Below are 16,261 nucleotides of genomic sequence, written 5' to 3'. Positions count from 1 at the left end.
CATATAGATTTTGGCGATAAACAAGCCGAAGAAGTCTGATTTCATCCGGATGCTTAAGTTGGTCAATTATAAAAGCCTTGCGACCCTCCCCAAAATCATCCTCATGAGAACTGGCAAGCCTAATTCGACCTATTTTATTAATAGCATATTCAGCTAAGACTTCAGTTTTATAGGCTTTGCGCAGATTATTACCTGCTGTCTGATACTTGAAATAACGATTGCTGCCAGCATCAGAGCCAATGTTTATTGTTCCATTTTGTATGCATTGATTTATAAAATCGCTAATCTTAATCGTATGAACTTCATAATTCTGTGCGCTTAACTTTTCTCGAAGTTGGCTTGCAATTGCTGGCAAGCCAGATCCAACAGGTCCCATAAGTGCAACTACTAGATCATGTGACTCTCGGTCCAAAAGAATCTTAGAAGAAGATGATGAACGTTCAATCTTTTCGAATCTAATTACTTTAGCTGGCTCTGCCATTTCGATTCCAGTCCTAATGAATTGCATCTATTAATAACAAAAGACCTAGATTTTAAATCAATGAATTATGGCGTTGGAGACATGCACAACGACATACTACCCCCCCCAGCCCACGAACGATGCATCGAACAGACGCCCAGCCTACAGGTTAAAATTAGTCCCCAAGTGATGAGGGAATCCTGAAGACACCCACCACCAAAGCACCTTTATCAAATAGAAGCTATTCATACTATAGGTGAACGTCATCCATGGGGAAATGGTAATATCACACCATTGGAAATGTTAGTTATCTACAGATGCCTGGTTAAGTAGCGATGCTTATCCTAGATTCCTCCTTTACACGCTATGCCGTTTTCGTTCTTAGTGTATGCTTGATCAAGAAATGGAGTTGTTTCAACCTATTAATCCTTTAGAAATCTTCGTGCGAAGAATCAATATAGATCAATATCTTATGCGAAACTTTGTACAATATTTAGCTGCCGGAGTAATAGCATATAATAAATGGCCTCAAACTTGGAGGCCATCCTTCTTACAGCATACCCCAGATATGCATGGCAATAGCCGTACTAGGATGAAGCGCTCTTGCGGGGTCTGCAACCTACAAGTACGACAATTGGGTAGGGCGGAAGCCCCAGGTATATCGAGGCGTTCCGCCGGTGGCCATGTCGACAATCGAACCAGCAGTCTTCATGGTTCACATGTGCTGAGCCAGCCATAAAAAAGCGGCCACTAAGCCGCTCTTGACTAATGTTTAAAATAAAAAGTGCATTTTAAACATCTATATTGCGTGCGATCAAAGCATTGCCTTCGATGAACTGTCTGCGCGGCTCCACCTCGTCGCCCATCAGGGTGGTGAACACGTCGTCGGCGCCCATCACGTCTTCGATGCGCACCTTCAACAGGCGGCGCACGGCTGGGTCCATGGTGGTTTCCCACAGTTGTTCCGGGTTCATCTCGCCCAGGCCTTTGTAGCGCTGGATGTTCATGCCCTTTTTCACTTCGGCTAGCAGCCAGTCTAGCGCTTCGCCAAACTCGTTGACTGGCTTGACGGTTTCGCCGCGCTTAACGTGGGCGCCTTCGCGCAGCAGGCCGCCCAGCAGGCTGCCGGTTTTCTTCAGCTCTGCGTAGTCGCCGCTGTCCAGGAAGTTCTGGTCCAGCACCGTCACCAGCACGTTGCCGTGCAGTTTGCGGATGATCTTGATCAGGTGGCCGTCGTTCTTTTCGTCGCGCAGCAGTTGCAGGTCGATGGTTTCGGCCGGCAGGTGCTTGGAGAGCTCGGCCACAGTGTGGTCTGCCTGTTGTTGGCTTTCCAGCGACAGCGGGCCGGTTTTGAGCATGGCTTCCAGCACCAGCGGGTCGATCACGCGGCTTTCGCGTTCCATCACCGCGCGGGCCAGCAGGAACTGGCGGGCGATTTCGCCCAGGGTTTCGCCGGACAGCGGGGCGGCGCCTTCGGCCGGGATCAGTTCGGCTTTTTCCAATGCCAGCTGCAGCAGGTATTGGTTGAGTTCGCCGTCGTCTTTCAGATAGCGTTCCTGCTTGCCGTGCTTGGCCTTGTACAGCGGCGGCTGGGCGATGTAGATGTGGCCGCGCTCTACCAACTCGGTCATCTGGCGGTAGAAGAAGGTGAGCAGCAGGGTGCGGATGTGCGCGCCGTCCACGTCGGCGTCGGTCATGATGATGATGCGGTGGTAGCGCAGCTTGTCCGGGTTGTATTCGTCCTTGCCGATGCCGCAGCCCATGGCGGTGATCAGGGTGGCCACTTCCTGGCTTTGCAGCATTTTGTCGAAGCGGGCGCGTTCCACGTTGAGGATCTTGCCCTTCAGCGGCAGGATGGCCTGGAACTTGCGGTCGCGGCCTTGCTTGGCGGAGCCGCCGGCGGAGTCGCCCTCCACCAGGTACAGTTCGCACAGGCTGGGGTCTTTTTCCTGGCAGTCCGCCAGCTTGCCGGGCAGGCCCAGGCCGTCCATCACGCCTTTGCGGCGGGTGATTTCGCGGGCCTTGCGCGCGGCTTCGCGGGCGCGGGCGGCTTCCACGATCTTGCCGCAGATGATCTTGGCGTCGTTGGGGTTTTCCAGCAGGTAGGTTTTCAGCGCTTCACTGATTACTTCGTTGACTACCGGGCCGATTTCGCCGGACACCAGTTTGTCTTTGGTCTGGCTGGAGAACTTGGGGTCCGGCAGCTTGACGGACAGCACGCAGGTGAGGCCTTCGCGCATGTCGTCGCCGGTGGTGTCCACCTTGGCCTTCTTGGCTACTTCGCTCTCTTCGATAAACTGGTTCAGCGTGCGGGTCATCACCTGGCGCAGCGCGGTCATGTGGGTGCCGCCGTCGCGCTGGGGGATGTTGTTGGTGAAGCACTGGACGTTCTCTTGATAGGAGTCGTTCCACTGCATGGCCACTTCCACGCTCATGCCGTCTTTTTCGCCAAAACCGTAAAACACCTTGGGGTGCAGCACGTTCTTGTTGCGGTTCATGTATTCCACAAAGCCGGCCACGCCGCCGGAGAAGGCGAAGTTTTCTTCCTTGCCGGTGCGTTTGTCCAGCAGCTGGATGCCCACGCCTTGGTTCAGGAAGGACAGTTCGCGGATGCGCTTGGCCAGGATGTCAAAGTGGTATTCGATGTGGCCGAAGGTGTCCACGCTGGCAAAGAAGGTGACTTCCGTGCCGCGGTGGCTGGTATGGCCGGTGACGGTGAGCGGGGCCACGGCGTCGCCGCGGCGGAATTCCATCTCGTGCACCTTGCCGTCGCGCCAGATCTTGAGCTTCAGCCAGTCGGACAGCGCGTTGACCACGGATACGCCCACGCCGTGCAGGCCGCCGGAGATCTTGTAGCTGTTGCTGTCGAACTTGCCGCCTGCGTGCAGGATGGTCATGATCACTTCCGCCGCGGAGCGTCCTTCTTCCGGGTGGATGTCGGTGGGGATGCCGCGGCCGTTGTCTTCCACGGAAACGGAGTTGTCCGGATTGATGGTGACCTTGATGGTGTCGGCATGGCCGGCCAGCGCTTCGTCAATGGCGTTGTCCAGCACTTCAAACACCATGTGGTGCAGGCCGGTGCCATCGGAGGTATCGCCAATATACATGCCGGGGCGCTTGCGCACCGCATCCAGGCCTTTAAGCACCTTGATACTGTCCGCGCCGTATTCTTGTTCGCTCATACTCACACTTTCCATATGGCCGCGCCGCCGGGGTGAAACAGGCTGCGTGGCCGGTCATTCTTAAATCCGGGAGGCGGCGCTAGGCCGCCCGCTGACTCCGTTTGCTGCGTCAGATGCGCATCGGCATCACGATGTACTTGAAGTTGCTGACATCCGGAATGGTGAACAACGCGCTGCGGATGGAGTCGCCAAACGCCAGCTGCAGGGTTTCCGCCGGCAGGTTGGTCAGCACGTCCAGCAGGTAGTTGATGTTGAAGCCAATCTCCAGGCCATCGCCCTGGAAGGCGATTTCCAGTTCTTCCTCGGCTTCTTCCTGTTCGCTGTTGGTGCACAGGATGGACATCTTGCCGGGTGCCAGCACCAGGCGCACGCCGCGGAATTTCTCGTTGGCCAGAATGGCGGCGCGCTGCAGCGCGTGCAGGAATTCCAGGCGTTCGATCAGGAAGATCTTGTCGTTGTCCAGCGGGATGACGCGGTTATAGTCCGGGAACTTGCCGTCCACTACTTTGCTGATGATGACGGTGGCGCCAAAGCTGAAGCGCACCTGGTTGGCCAGCACTTCAATCTTGATTTCGTCGTCGCTGTCTTGCAGCAGCTTGTACAGCTCGATGATGGTCTTGCGCGGCAGGATCACCTCGGCCTTGGGCAGGGTGGCGGTGACGTCGGCGCTGGCAAAGGCCAGGCGGTGGCCGTCGGTGGCCACCAGGCGCACTTGGTTGCCGTCGGTCTGCATCAGCAGGCCGTTGAGGTAGTAGCGGATGTCCTGCACGGCCATGGCGTACTGCACCTGGGAGATCAGGCGCTTGAGTTCGCGCTGACTCAGGCTGAAGCTGGCGTCGGAGGCGGTGCCCACGGACAGCAGCGGGAAGTCTTCCGCCGGCAGGGTTTGCAGGTTGAAACGGCTCTTGCCGGCCTTCAGGGTGAGGCGGCCGCCGTCCAGCTGCTCCAGCGTCACCGTGGTATTGCCAGGAATGGCGCGCAGGATGTCCTGCAGCTTCTTGGCGGAGGTGGTGAGGCGGAAGTCTTCGCCCGGCAGCTCGTCGCTGCTGGCGGTGGTGATCTGGATTTCCAGGTCGGTGGCCAGGAATCCAACCTGTCCGCCCTTCTTCTCGATCAGGACGTTGGACAGAATCGGCAGCGTGTGGCGACGCTCGACAATGCCGGTAACTGCCAGCAGGGGCTTGAGCAGGGCATCGCGTTCGGCTTGCAGGATCAGCATGTGGCGGGCTCCCAGTAGATGGTGAAGAGTCGTTTCATGGTTCGATTAATTGCGCAGCATCGCGAGCAGCGCTTCGTAGTCGTGCGCGATGTCGGCGTCGTTTTCGCGCATCTCATTAATGGTTTTGCAGGCGTGCAGTACCGTGGTGTGGTCCCGGCCGCCAAAGGCATCGCCAATATTGGGCAGCGACAGCTGGGTGAGCTCCTTGGCCAGGGCCATGGCTACCTGGCGCGGCCGGGCGATGTCGCGGCTGCGCTTTTTGCTGTGCATGTCGGACAGCTTGATCTTGTAGTACTCCGCCACCGTTTTCTGGATGGCGTCCACCGTTACCTGGCGGTTGCCGGCGGCCAGGATGTCCTTCAGCGCTTCCTTTACCAGTTCCAGCGTGATGTTCTGGTTGGTGAAGCGGGCATAGGCCACCACGCGCTTGAGCGCGCCTTCCAGCTCGCGCACGTTGGAGCGCACGTTCTGGGCGATGAAGAAGGCCACGTTGTGCTCCAGCTTGATGCTGTCCGCCTCCGCCTTCTTCATCAGAATGGCCACGCGCATTTCCAGCTCCGGCGGCTGGATTTCCACGGTCAGGCCCCAGGAGAAGCGCGAAATCAGGCGCTCTTCCATCCCTTCAATCTGCTTGGGGTAGCTGTCGCAGGTCATGATGACTTGCTTGCCGCCCTCGATCAGCGCATTGAAGGCATAGAAGAATTCTTCCTGGGTGCGGTTTTTGCCGGCAAAGAACTGGATGTCGTCAATCAGCAACAGGTCCAGCGAGTGGTAGTAACGCTTGAATTCGTCAAACGCCTTGTGCTGGTAGGCGCGCATGATGTCGGCCACGTAGCGTTCGGCGTGGATGTAGCGGATCTTGGCTTGCGGGTTCTTTTGGAACACGTGGTTGCCGATGGCCTGGATCAAGTGAGTCTTACCCAGGCCCACGCCGCCGTAGACAAACAGCGGGTTGTAAGCTTGGTCGCCCGGATTTTCCGCAATCTGCATGGCGGCGGCGCGCGCCAGCTGGTTGCCCTTGCCCGTCACCAGCGTATCGAAGGTGAAGGAGGGGTTGAGGCGCGTGCTTTCATGGCTGCCGCCAATGGCCTTGACCGCGGCCTGCTTGGCCGGGGACGGCGCAGCCGGCGCGCTGGGCGCGGTTTTGCTGGGCTCCTTGGCCTTGGGCTGGATGCTGGCAGCCGGCTGCAGCGGCCTGGCGGAAGGCGCGCCCAGACGCAGCTCCACCGGGCATTCGCCAATCAGTTCCACCGCCAGTTCCTCAATGCGGGCGAGGAAACGGTCTTTGATGAACTGCATGATGAAGCGGTTGGGCGCGAACAGCGCAATGCCTTCATCGCCGGCTTCGGCGTTGAGCGGCTTGATCCAGGTATTGAACTGTTGCGAAGACAGTTCGGCCTCCAGTCGGGCGAGGCAGGCAGGCCAGAATTGATCCAGTTCGGTCATTACATACACGCATGTGAAAGCGAAAAACCCGCTGAGCGCGCTCGGCTTGCAACAGCGGGATGGGCCGCTCGCGGCGCAAATAGGGCAGCGCGCAAGCAGCGGATGTTCGGCATGAAGCGGCCGGCAGGCTGCGGTGTGGCAAACGCGGCGGGCCTGTGGGCCCTGGGTGCGTTCATTTGTTGTGCAGCCGGTCGACAGCGATAAACCCCGACATTCTAACGTTTTTTTGCAAAGTTATCCACAGGCCTGCAGAAAATTCCTCGTTGACAAAGCTGCGGATTTCGAGTCAAATCACGCGTTTATTTCCGTTTCGAAACAGGAAACCCATATCATGAAACGTACTTACCAGCCTTCCAATACCCGTCGTAAACGCACTCACGGCTTCCTGGTCCGCATGAAGACCCGTGGCGGCCGCGCTGTCATCGCCGCTCGCCGCGCCAAGGGCCGCAAGAAGCTGGCCGTCTAAGTCCTTGTGGCTTACCGCTTTCGCCGTGCGCACCGGCTGTTAAAAACGGATGAGTTCTCATCCGTTTTTAGTTTGCGGCAACAACGCAGCAATGCGTTCTTTCAGGTGTATGCCCGCCCCAATGGCCTGGACCATGCCCGCGTGGGTTTGGTTGTGGGCAAGAAGGTGGCCAAGCGGGCGGTGCGCCGAAATTACATCAAGCGCTGCGTGCGCGAGTGGTTCCGCCTGAACCAGCAGGAGCTGGGCGGCGTGGACTACGTGGTGCGAGCAAAAACGGCGTTTGCCCGCGAACAGCGCGCCGAGGCCGTCACGGCTTTGTCGGCTCTGTTTGCTAAACTGGCACGATGTCGCGCATCCTCATCCTCCTGATCCGCTTTTACCAGCTGGCTATCAGCCCGTGGCTGGCACCGCGTTGCCGCTTCCAGCCCACCTGTTCCAGCTACGCGATCGAGGCGGTGAGAAAACACGGCGCGCTGAAGGGCGGCTGTCTGGCCGCCAGACGCATCTGCCGTTGCCATCCCTGGGGCGGCAGCGGCTATGACCCGGTTCCCTGAACTTTCCGGTATCGAGAGATGGATTCCAAGCGACTGATTATCTTTGTTGTACTGTCCGTGGGCATCCTGTTTGGGTGGAATGAGTTCTTCATGCCCAAACACACCCCGCAACAGCAAGTGGCCAAGACCGAGGCCGCGGCCGGCGCTTCCAGCGCCGCGCAGCCTGCCGATGCCAACAAGTTGACCCACGGTCAGCGCATTCGCGTCAAGACCGACCTGGTTGAAGCCGAGATCGATACCGTGGGCGGCGACCTGCGCTCGCTGTCTCTGCTGAAGCACGGCGAGGCCGAAGACCGCAACCAGCCGTTCAAGCTGTTCCAGGACAACGCCAAGCACACTTATGTGGCGCAAACCGGCCTGATCGCAGCCAGCAACCCGGCCCTGCCGACGCATAAAACCGTCTTCACCGCCGACAAGCCCAGCTACGAAATGACCGGCGACAAGCTGGAAGTGAAGCTGACCGCGCCGGACGCCAATGGCGTCAAGGTGAGCAAGGTATACACCTTCACCAAGGGCAGTTACGAGATCGGCGTGCGTTACGACATCGTGAACGGCGGCGCCGCTCCGGTTGCGCCTACCGCTTACTACCGCCTGCTGCGCGACAGCCAGGCGCCGGAAGGCGAAGGCCGTTTTGCCCACACCTACACCGGCCCGGCCGTGTTCACCTCGGAGCACAAGTTCCAGAAGGTGAGCTTCGACGATCTGGCCAAGGGCAAGGGCGACTACGCCAAGACCACCACCGACGGCTGGGTGGCCATGGTGCAGCACTACTTCATGTCCGCCTGGATTCTGCAGCCGCTGGACGGCAAGAGCGTGTGCAAGGACGACAAGTCCTGCCGCTTCGAGCTGACCCAGACCAACGGCTTGAACTCCGCCGCCGCGCTGGTTGACTATTCCGTCATCGCCCCGGGCAAGAGCCTGAGCGTGAGCGTGCCGCTGTTTGCCGGCCCGGAAGAGTACGACATCATCTCCAAGGTGGCGGACGGCATGGAGTATGCCAAGGACTTCGGCATCTTCTACATCTTCGCCTCGCCGCTGTTCTGGCTGCTGGTGAAGCTGCACGCGCTGGTGAGCAACTGGGGCTGGGCGATCATCCTGCTGACGCTGACCGTGAAGGCCGTGTTCTACCCGCTGACCGCCGCGTCCTACCGCTCCATGGCCAAGATGAAGGCCCTGGCGCCGCGCCTGGAACGGATGAAGGAGCAATACGGCGACGACCGCATGAAGTTCCAGCAGGCCGTGATGGAGATGTACAAGTCCGAGAAGGTGAATCCGCTGGGCGGCTGCTTGCCCATGCTGATCCAGATCCCGGTGTTCATCGGCCTGTATTGGTCGCTGCTGGCGTCCGTGGAACTGCGCGAAGCGCCGTGGGTGCTGTGGTATACCGACTTGGCCCGCCCGGACCCGTACTTCATCCTGCCGGCCATCATGGCGGCCACCATGTTCCTGCAGACCTTCCTGAACCCGCCGCCGGCTGACCCGATGCAGGCGAAGATGATGAAGATCATGCCGCTGGCTTTCTCCGCGCTGTTCTTCTTCTTCCCGGCCGGCCTGGTGCTGTACTACGTGGTGAACAACGTGCTGTCGATTGCGCAGCAGTGGTTCATCAACAAGCAGATCGAAAAGAGCAACAAGGCCGCGCTGCAGTCCTAAGCGCCGCTGGCATTGCTGAACAAACCCGGCCCCTGGCCGGGTTTTTTGCTGGATAATCTGGGAAAAGATCTCAAAACAATTTGCCACGAACCCCACGAAAGCACACGAACGCGAATCGCCTCCGAGGCGGCGCAGGGACGGCTTCCGGCCTGCGAGCGTTCTTTCGTGTCCTTTCGTGGATTTCGTGGCTAAAAATCCAAGGAATGGCAATGAACCTCAGCTACACCCCCGCCACCATCTGCGCCATCGCCACCGCCCCCGGCCGTGGCGGCGTCGGCGTGATCCGCGTCTCCGGCAAGGACTTGCTGCCGTTTGCGCAGGCCATCTCCCAGGGCAAGACGCCCAAGCCGCGCTACGCCACGTATACGGACTTTTATGATGCGCAGGGCCAGGCCATAGACAACGGCCTGCTGCTGTTCTTCCCTGGCCCCAACAGCTTCACCGGCGAGGACGTGATCGAGCTGCAGGGCCACGGCGGCCCGGTGGTGATGAAGATGCTGCTGGCGCGCTGCGTGGAGCTGGGCGCGCGGCTGGCGGAGCCGGGCGAATTCACCAAGCGGGCCTTCCTCAACGACAAGCTGGACCTGGCGCAGGCCGAAAGCGTGGCGGACCTGATCGACGCCAGCAGCGAAACCGCGGCCCGCAGCGCGCTGAAGTCGCTGAAGGGCGCGTTCTCGCGCCAGGTGCACGGCCTGGTGGACGAGCTGATCAATCTGCGCATGCTGGTGGAAGCCACGCTGGACTTCCCGGAAGAAGAGATAGACTTTCTCAAGCAGGCCGACGCCATCGGCCGCCTGCGCCGGCTGCGCGCCACCCTGGTGGGCGTGCAGGCCACGGCCAAGCAGGGCGCCATCCTGCGCGAGGGCATGCACGTGGTGCTGGTGGGCCAGCCCAATGTCGGCAAGTCCAGCCTGATGAACGCGCTGGCCGGAGACGACATCGCCATCGTCACCGATATCGCCGGCACCACCCGCGACACGGTGCGCGAGGAAATCGTCATCGACGGCGTGCCGGTGCACATCATCGACACCGCCGGCCTGCGTGAAACCGACGACGTGGTGGAGAAAATAGGCATCGAGCGCACCTGGCAGGCGGTGGAGCGCGCCGACCTGGCGCTGGTGCTGACCGACAGCCGTCACGGTCTGACCGAGGAAGTGCAGGCCATCCTGGCGCGCATCCCGGCCGGCCTGCCGCGCGTGCACGTCTTCAACAAGGTGGACCTGACCGAGGAGCCGGCCGGCATTGCCGACGAAGACGGCCACCCGCTGGTGCGCCTGTCCGCCAAGACGCATCAGGGCGTGGACCTGCTCAAGGCCAAGCTGCTGGAAATGATAGGCTTCAGCGGCGCCGACGAAGGCGTGTTCCTGGCCCGCCAGCGCCACCTGGACGCCATCGCCCGCGCCGCCGACCACCTGGAGCTGGCCGAAGCGGACTGGGAGCAGGTGGAAATCTTCGCTGAAGAACTGCGCATGGCGCAAAACGCCTTGTCCGAGATTACCGGTGCTTTCTCCGCCGATGACCTGCTGGGGGTGATCTTCTCGCGCTTCTGTATTGGCAAGTAAGGCCGTAGGGCGGAAGCCCGGCCAGGCCGGGCGTTCCGCCGCTGTTGACCATGACGGGGCGCGGCGGATCGCCCCGTCGGGGCATCCGCCCTACCGAGCTGGTCATGATCTTCTTCGCGCTTTTGCATCGACCCGTAGGGCGGAAGCCCGGCCAAGCCGGGCGTTCCGCCGCCGTTGACCAGGACGGGGCGCGGCGGATCGCCCCGTTGGGGCATCCGCCCTACCGAACTCGGCGTGTCTTCTCGCGTTTTTGCATCGACCCGTAGGGCGGAAGCCCGGCCAGGCCGGGCGTTCCGCCGCTGTTGACCATGACGGAGCGCGGCGGATCGCCCCACCGGGGCATCCGCCCTACCGAACTCGGCGTGATCTTCTCCCGCTTTTGCATCGAAATAGGGATATGTCCAGGTTGGTCCATCTGTGCCCTGTTTGTTGATTGGTGGCCTTGTATTTGTTAGGTTTGTTGTAATCCTACGTCCAGCCTGGTCCATGGACATCCAGCAAATTTAGGTACACAATATGGTACACATTCTCTCGTTCTGATTTTTTTGTGTACCTAAATGTTCTGGCCACACGGCACGCATAAAGGACTCAGGGCGAAATGTGTATGGTTGTGAAACTATCAGAGCACCTAATCGAGCGAGAACCATGCCACGTCAAGCGACGCCACTGACCGATACCAAAGTTAAAGCACTCAAACCTAAGGCTAGCCGCTACCGTATTAGTGATACAGGAGGGTTGGTGCTGGAAGTGATGGTCAGTGGGGCTAAGGTGTGGCGCTATCGATACCAGTTGTACGGTGTGCGTCAGCCGACCTTGACGATAGGCAGCTACCCCGAAATCAGCTTGGCACAGGCACGTAAGCAGCGTGATGAATGGTCTGCTCTGGTTGCTAAGGGGGAGTCGCCTAAACGCGCAGTGCAAGCGGCGAAGTCAGAAAAGCTGAATACGGTGAAAGCTTTCGCAGAGGCGTGGCAAGCTGATCAGCTACCTGGAAAGTCTGAAAGCTATACCCGTACCATCACGCGCATAATGAACAAGGATGTATACCCTGCTCTTGGGGGAATGCCTCTGAGCGAGGTAAAGCCAGCTGATGTATTGAAGCTATGCGAGCGAATCAAGTCGCGTGGCTCTCCCAAGATGGCCTTGCTGACTCGAAATGTACTTAAGCGTATGTATGACTTTGCGGTTGCCAAGCAGATGGCCGAGAGCAACCCTGCAGGCGCTCTAGTTGCGCGTTTCATTGCGACAGAGGAAAGTCGTACTAGAGTACTGACTCCAAAGGAAATTGGTGATGTGCTTCGTGGCATCTACGTATCGGATATCCGCCGAGCCCTAAAGCTAGCCCTTCATCTATTGGCTATCACCATGGTGCGTAAATCGGAGCTGATCGAGGCCAAGTGGGATGAGTTCGATTTGGATGCTGCAATTTGGGACATCCCAGCCGAGCGTATGAAGAAAGATCAGCCACACCGAGTGTACTTGTCGCGGCAAGCAGTGGAAATGCTAAATGAATTGCGCGTTTATGCTGGGCATTCAGCCTACCTGTTTCCAAGCCCCCGTGGTGTGGAAGATAAGCCAATATCAAAAAGTACGCTGAACCAAGCTGTACGTGCTTTGTCGCTTGATGTTCAACATTTTGTACTGCATGATTTTCGGCGGACTGCGTCTACTCACTTGCATGAGATGGGACACCCGTCTGATGCCATTGAGAAAGCTTTGGCACACAAGATCAATGGGATCAAAGGGGTGTACAACCGTGCGCAGTACGCAGATCAGCGGAAAGTGATCTTGCAGGCGTGGGCAGACTTTGTTCAGGTGCAGATTGATGGAGCAAAAGTGACGCCCCTTTTTCGCTCCGCCTGATGGCAAAGCCGCCCGCCTTGTGGAGTAGCTGATCGAGTCGACTCTGCCATTTAATACAGTATCAATACTCCTCCGCCAACATCAGCGTCAGCACCCGCCGCGTCGCCTGCGCATCCCACGGCGCTTCGCTGCCTTGCTCGCAGTCTTGCGCGTAATAATCGATCTTCCAGAACACCGTCACGCCGTCGATCTCCACTTGGCCGAAGTCATGCTCCAGATAGGGATCGTTGTCGGCGCTGAAGTCTTTCATCTGGCGGATCGCCTCAATGAATCGTTCTGGCCGTTCCAGGCTGGCGAAGCCTGGCGTGCAATGCACCTGCCCCAGGCTGGATGGTGCGAAGGGCAGGCTGCGGCGCAGTTGGTCGTTGAGTTCGGCGGTTTGGATCTGCTTCAGCAGCCAGCCGCCGGTTTGCGGCAGCCGATTGATCTGCAGCAGGATGGCTTCCGGCGTCGCCAGGTGTTGCCGGTGCTGCAGCGACAGCAGCCAGCTGCGGATACCGGCCAGATCCTGGAACGGGCAGACTACGCCGTCCAGCGTTTGGATGTGGTGATTCATCATCGTGTCCTCGTAAAAAAGCCCCTGTCTGGCTCAGCCAGATCAGGGGCAAGGGTAGGTAGAAAGTGGGCGTTCAGCCGACGCTAGCGGGTTCCGTCAGGGCCGGCACTGCTGGAGGCCGGCGCGCAGGGTGGCCTGGAAGGATTCGGGCATGGCGCCGCTCAGGCGCATCTCGGTTTCCAGCGCGGCGTATTCGTCTTGTTTGTGCCGGCTCTCAAACACTTTGAGCAGGCAGCTGCAGTAGGCCTTGGTGGCCCCGCGTCCCATGCAACCGTTGACGAAGCGTTCTTGCACATCGCTGTCGTAGCCGGACGAACAGGCGGTCAGCAGGACGAGCAGCGGAAGGATCAGATAAGGGGTTTTCATAGGCGTTCGGACAGAGTGGGCGGGCACGGACAGACTGTCTGTGCCCGTGATCGCGTTACCAGGTGACGCAGCTGTACTCTTTGCTCTTGCTCGACGGCAAGGCTTTGGCCGCGCCGGTCAGCGGCAGAGAGAGGGTTTTGCCATCCGCCGTCTTGGCCACCAGGGTCTTGGCCTTGCGGAGGCCATCCCAGGCCAGGCGGAAGTTGTCGCCGCCGGCGCGCGAGCCGGCATCGGACGGCGACAGCGGCGCCTTGCCATCGAGGATCAGCACGAAGTCTTGCTGGCTGCCGTAGCCGTACTGCTTGCGGCCTACCGTCAGCGTCATGGTGGCGGGTGTCTCGCCGTCGTTGTTGCAGGCGATGTAGAGCTGATTGCCCTTGGCGTCCTTCACCATGTATTCCGATATGCCCTGGCCCCAGCCGCTGCTCCAGCGTCCGGTTTCGCCAAAGGCCAGCGCCTGCTGGCTGATCAATGCCGCCAAAGCGGCGAGTATTAGCGGTTTCATATTGGCTCCTGAGTTCGAAGATTGAGCGCCCCGCATGGGGGCGCGCTATGCCGTCAGTTCACGCCCAACGTGGGCTTGAGGGCGTTGAAGAGTTGATCGAAGGTGGCGGGGGCGAAGGTGATGCCGCCCCGGTCGCGCTTGGCCGGTTCCACGCTGGCGAACTGCAGATGGCCGGCGCGCAGCGCGATGGCCAAGCGATTGCCGGCCTGGAGATCGTCAAGCTGAATAAGCTGCGCGGCCTGGGCGTCTTTCAGCGCGATGTTCAGCACCAACACATTGGCGTTGCGCGCCAGCCGGTTCCAGCGGATCTGGCTGCTCAGCACTTGGCCTTGGTTATCGCGGATGGCGGCGCTGCCATCGGCGTTCAGCCGCAGCAGATTGCCGCTCGCGCTGACGGGGATATCGAGGCCGAAGACCTGATCGACGGCGCTGTATGTCTTGGTCTTATCGCCAATCACATTGCAGGACTGGTTGTTGTTGAAGGCGGGATCGCAGTCGGAGATGCTGACCTGATCCAGGTTGTGACGGATATAGGTGGTATACCCCACGCTGCCGACAGCAAAGTTGCCGCGCAGGCTGCCCTTGCGCGCGCCGATCTGCGGCATCCGCCGCCTCGGCCATTTTCCCCCACTCGCGCCGCTCTGGACCGCTGGCCGTACCCTCCTCTTTATCCAAACCATGCCGCCGCGGCACGCCGGCCTCTGCAAGACCCCCGCTCGACGCGCGCATGCGCCGCCGATCAGCCCTCGTCCGCGCGCCCGGCCCATGAATGCGTCGAAAATAAACGCTGGCCGTTCAGCCACACAGCAGGGTGAGGGAATCACTCAATGCCATTGCCTGTCGCGACACCTCGCGGTCCTTCTCCCCTGCCTGGCTCACTCGGCGAATGCCGGCGCCTGAAATCAGTTTATACACAATAAACAAATCTTCGTTTATCTGGCATTTTATGCGCGACTGACAGCCACCGCCCCCCTCGGCCGCCATCGAACGAATCACGCCCCACATCGCCTAGCTCGCCGTTTTCGCAACACCAGAATGGAATATTCCTGCAAATTATACATTTATCATAATATTTTATGTCAAACAATTTGGCATAAGAACGAAAAACATAAATGCCTCTGTTTTTGTTGTTGCACAAAAATAATTTCAATGGCAATTTTCACATCGAACTAACTCAATCAGCCAAAGCGTCGTGAGCATCGGACGATGCACGGTTTTTCGCCCATGCGCGCTTGGCGCGCGCCGGGCCCAAGCCGGGCGAAACCCGCGTGTCCGGCCAGCCACGACCGCCAGCCCCACGGCGGCCCACCGGGGCCGCAAGCGCCATGAGCGAACCGAAAAGCGCGCCGCGCTGATTGATCCAGCCCGATACGCGCTTCCCAGATTCCCAAGGCGTGCGGTTGCCGCCGCAACGCCAATGATATGTCCAAGTCCGATGCATCCGAGCCATTGAAAAACATAAATAAATAGCCGTGAAATTTAAAAAGCAACGCCAAAAGAATATTTCGGGGTAGCCGTGCCAAGGCCAGCCATAAGGCCAGTTATTAATGCAATAGCGCAATACGTATTTTGATATTTATCTCAAAACTCCATAAGCATGTTGAGATGTTTTATGGCCTATTTATTCTATGGTATATAAACGGAAGGTTTGAAAAACCTATGAATTATCAACGCTTCGGCTCGGGAACCGAACTTGGCATATTTCTTTTACCGGGATTATTCGCCGGCAGTTGGATATGGGAAAAGGTTCAGTCCGCATTATCCGCCTCAGGCTACTCTGGCATCGCCATCGATGCCGCCTTCGCTGAAATCGCGCCGGTAGGAGAGCCACTGGATTATCTGCAGCAAGAAATAGAGAAAATCATCGCGGCCTCCGGGTTTTCCCATGTCGTGGTATGCGGCAATTCGCTAGGCGGCTTCCTGGCGCTAAAAATTCAATCGGATCAAAACATTCCCATCGCCGGCTGCATCGCCAGCGGAGCGCCGGGATTCGGCAAGACTTCGGACTTGGGCTTGGCCGCCAAGCGCGCGTTTTCGCTATTCGATGCGAAGCGCGTGGCCGACTTGCTCTTCGTCGATCCGTCCTGCGTCACACAAGCGCAAATGGCTGAATGCCTGTCTCATTTCAAAAGCCGGCACTCTCTGCTCAACATCACGCGTTACATGAAGACGGCGAACAAGGTCGACATGGCGCCGCTGCTGCAAGGCATCGCAACGCCCTGCTTGCTCGTATGGGGAAAGCAGGACCGCGTCACGCCTCTGGACGACGTGCCGAATCTGCAGGCCATCAATCGGCATTTGACCATTGAAGTGATAGATCCGTGCGGCCATTCCCCGATGATTGAGAAGCCGGATCGCCTGGTCAAAATCATGGAAAGCTACCTGGAAACTCTGCCGCTGGCGGAACTGGCCGAGTCTTGACGCATCAG

General features: G+C 58.9%; 16 protein-coding genes. 7 read left to right on the top strand and 9 right to left on the bottom strand.

Annotated elements, in window-relative coordinates:
- The 4 genes from JHD59_RS16265 to dnaA all read right to left on the bottom strand — a co-directional run.
- The coding region (locus JHD59_RS16265) for a hypothetical protein (protein ID WP_199154989.1) at window positions 1-481 on the bottom strand (481 nt) is incomplete at its 3' end.
- A 770-nt stretch (window positions 482-1,251) separates the two neighbouring features.
- Complete coding sequence (gene gyrB / locus JHD59_RS16260) at window positions 1,252-3,642, bottom strand: DNA topoisomerase (ATP-hydrolyzing) subunit B (RefSeq protein ID WP_199154988.1); 2,391 nt, start codon at window positions 3,640-3,642, stop codon at window positions 1,252-1,254.
- 109 nt (window positions 3,643-3,751) lie between these two features.
- On the bottom strand, window positions 3,752-4,861 hold the full coding sequence (gene dnaN / locus JHD59_RS16255; RefSeq protein WP_103321862.1) for a DNA polymerase III subunit beta: 1,110 nt from the start codon (window positions 4,859-4,861) through the stop codon (window positions 3,752-3,754).
- A 45-nt stretch (window positions 4,862-4,906) separates the two neighbouring features.
- Window positions 4,907-6,307 (bottom strand): chromosomal replication initiator protein DnaA, encoded by a 1,401-nt coding sequence (gene dnaA / locus JHD59_RS16250; RefSeq protein WP_103321861.1) that lies wholly within the window; start codon window positions 6,305-6,307, stop codon window positions 4,907-4,909.
- Window positions 6,308-6,638: 331 nt separating this feature from the next.
- Here dnaA and rpmH point away from each other — a divergent pair, with 331 nt between their 5' ends.
- From rpmH to JHD59_RS16220, 6 genes are all read left to right on the top strand, one after another.
- Complete coding sequence (gene rpmH, locus JHD59_RS16245; RefSeq protein WP_021477546.1) at window positions 6,639-6,773, top strand: 50S ribosomal protein L34; 135 nt, start codon at window positions 6,639-6,641, stop codon at window positions 6,771-6,773.
- Between the two features lie 6 nt (window positions 6,774-6,779).
- The gene (gene rnpA / locus JHD59_RS16240; RefSeq protein WP_043628229.1) at window positions 6,780-7,142 is read left to right on the top strand and encodes a ribonuclease P protein component; all 363 of its coding nucleotides are present in this window, start codon (window positions 6,780-6,782) and stop codon (window positions 7,140-7,142) included.
- Window positions 7,118-7,327, top strand: a complete 210-nt coding sequence (yidD, locus tag JHD59_RS16235; RefSeq protein WP_103321860.1) for a membrane protein insertion efficiency factor YidD — start codon at window positions 7,118-7,120, stop codon at window positions 7,325-7,327. The genes rnpA and yidD overlap by 25 nt, the downstream gene beginning before the upstream one ends.
- 18 nt (window positions 7,328-7,345) lie before the next feature.
- On the top strand, window positions 7,346-8,980 hold the full coding sequence (gene yidC / locus JHD59_RS16230) for a membrane protein insertase YidC (protein ID WP_103321859.1): 1,635 nt from the start codon (window positions 7,346-7,348) through the stop codon (window positions 8,978-8,980).
- A gap of 209 nt (window positions 8,981-9,189) precedes the next feature.
- Complete coding sequence (gene mnmE / locus JHD59_RS16225; protein ID WP_199154987.1) at window positions 9,190-10,542, top strand: tRNA uridine-5-carboxymethylaminomethyl(34) synthesis GTPase MnmE; 1,353 nt, start codon at window positions 9,190-9,192, stop codon at window positions 10,540-10,542.
- A gap of 645 nt (window positions 10,543-11,187) precedes the next feature.
- Window positions 11,188-12,405 (top strand): integrase arm-type DNA-binding domain-containing protein, encoded by a 1,218-nt coding sequence (locus tag JHD59_RS16220; protein WP_199154986.1) that lies wholly within the window; start codon window positions 11,188-11,190, stop codon window positions 12,403-12,405.
- 61 nt (window positions 12,406-12,466) lie between these two features.
- On the opposite strand, the gene JHD59_RS16215 is transcribed toward JHD59_RS16220, so the two are convergent.
- The 5 genes from JHD59_RS16215 to JHD59_RS16195 all read right to left on the bottom strand — a co-directional run bounded on the left by JHD59_RS16215 (window position 12,467) and on the right by JHD59_RS16195 (window position 14,837).
- On the bottom strand, window positions 12,467-12,961 hold the full coding sequence (locus JHD59_RS16215) for a DUF3768 domain-containing protein (RefSeq protein ID WP_199154985.1): 495 nt from the start codon (window positions 12,959-12,961) through the stop codon (window positions 12,467-12,469).
- A gap of 96 nt (window positions 12,962-13,057) precedes the next feature.
- Window positions 13,058-13,327 (bottom strand): hypothetical protein, encoded by a 270-nt coding sequence (locus tag JHD59_RS16210; protein WP_199154984.1) that lies wholly within the window; start codon window positions 13,325-13,327, stop codon window positions 13,058-13,060.
- A gap of 55 nt (window positions 13,328-13,382) precedes the next feature.
- Complete coding sequence (locus JHD59_RS16205; protein ID WP_199154983.1) at window positions 13,383-13,832, bottom strand: hypothetical protein; 450 nt, start codon at window positions 13,830-13,832, stop codon at window positions 13,383-13,385.
- A 53-nt stretch (window positions 13,833-13,885) separates the two neighbouring features.
- Window positions 13,886-14,437 (bottom strand): hypothetical protein, encoded by a 552-nt coding sequence (locus JHD59_RS16200; RefSeq protein WP_199154982.1) that lies wholly within the window; start codon window positions 14,435-14,437, stop codon window positions 13,886-13,888.
- 190 nt (window positions 14,438-14,627) lie between these two features.
- Entirely contained in the window at window positions 14,628-14,837 is a 210-nt protein-coding gene (locus tag JHD59_RS16195; protein WP_199154981.1) for a hypothetical protein, read from the bottom strand.
- A gap of 654 nt (window positions 14,838-15,491) precedes the next feature.
- Between JHD59_RS16195 and JHD59_RS16190 the strand changes: the two genes are divergently transcribed.
- Complete coding sequence (locus JHD59_RS16190) at window positions 15,492-16,253, top strand: alpha/beta fold hydrolase (protein WP_199154980.1); 762 nt, start codon at window positions 15,492-15,494, stop codon at window positions 16,251-16,253.
- Window positions 16,254-16,261 lie beyond the last annotated feature (8 nt).

Source organism: Chromobacterium sp. ASV23 (assembly GCF_016428945.1).
In the GTDB taxonomy this organism is placed as follows: domain Bacteria; phylum Pseudomonadota; class Gammaproteobacteria; order Burkholderiales; family Chromobacteriaceae; genus Chromobacterium; species Chromobacterium sinusclupearum.
The sequence above is the reverse complement of the archived record's forward strand: the minus strand, read 5'-3'. Positions and strand labels throughout refer to the sequence as shown.

Excerpts from the sequence above, each read along its gene's own strand:
- mnmE (WP_199154987.1), top strand. The coding sequence starts at position 9,190 with ATGAACCTCAGCTACACCCCCGCCACCATCTGCGCCATCGCCACCGCC.
- JHD59_RS16215 (WP_199154985.1), bottom strand. The coding sequence starts at position 12,961 with ATGAATCACCACATCCAAACGCTGGACGGCGTAGTCTGCCCGTTCCAG.
- JHD59_RS16205 (WP_199154983.1), bottom strand. The coding sequence starts at position 13,832 with ATGAAACCGCTAATACTCGCCGCTTTGGCGGCATTGATCAGCCAGCAG.
- rpmH (WP_021477546.1), top strand. The coding sequence starts at position 6,639 with ATGAAACGTACTTACCAGCCTTCCAATACCCGTCGTAAACGCACTCAC.
- gyrB (WP_199154988.1), bottom strand. The coding sequence starts at position 3,642 with ATGAGCGAACAAGAATACGGCGCGGACAGTATCAAGGTGCTTAAAGGC.
- JHD59_RS16220 (WP_199154986.1), top strand. The coding sequence starts at position 11,188 with ATGCCACGTCAAGCGACGCCACTGACCGATACCAAAGTTAAAGCACTC.
- JHD59_RS16210 (WP_199154984.1), bottom strand. The coding sequence starts at position 13,327 with ATGAAAACCCCTTATCTGATCCTTCCGCTGCTCGTCCTGCTGACCGCC.
- yidD (WP_103321860.1), top strand. The coding sequence starts at position 7,118 with ATGTCGCGCATCCTCATCCTCCTGATCCGCTTTTACCAGCTGGCTATC.
- dnaA (WP_103321861.1), bottom strand. The coding sequence starts at position 6,307 with ATGACCGAACTGGATCAATTCTGGCCTGCCTGCCTCGCCCGACTGGAG.
- JHD59_RS16200 (WP_199154982.1), bottom strand. The coding sequence starts at position 14,437 with ATGCCGCAGATCGGCGCGCGCAAGGGCAGCCTGCGCGGCAACTTTGCT.
- JHD59_RS16190 (WP_199154980.1), top strand. The coding sequence starts at position 15,492 with ATGAATTATCAACGCTTCGGCTCGGGAACCGAACTTGGCATATTTCTT.
- dnaN (WP_103321862.1), bottom strand. The coding sequence starts at position 4,861 with ATGCTGATCCTGCAAGCCGAACGCGATGCCCTGCTCAAGCCCCTGCTG.
- yidC (WP_103321859.1), top strand. The coding sequence starts at position 7,346 with ATGGATTCCAAGCGACTGATTATCTTTGTTGTACTGTCCGTGGGCATC.
- JHD59_RS16195 (WP_199154981.1), bottom strand. The coding sequence starts at position 14,837 with ATGTGGGGCGTGATTCGTTCGATGGCGGCCGAGGGGGGCGGTGGCTGT.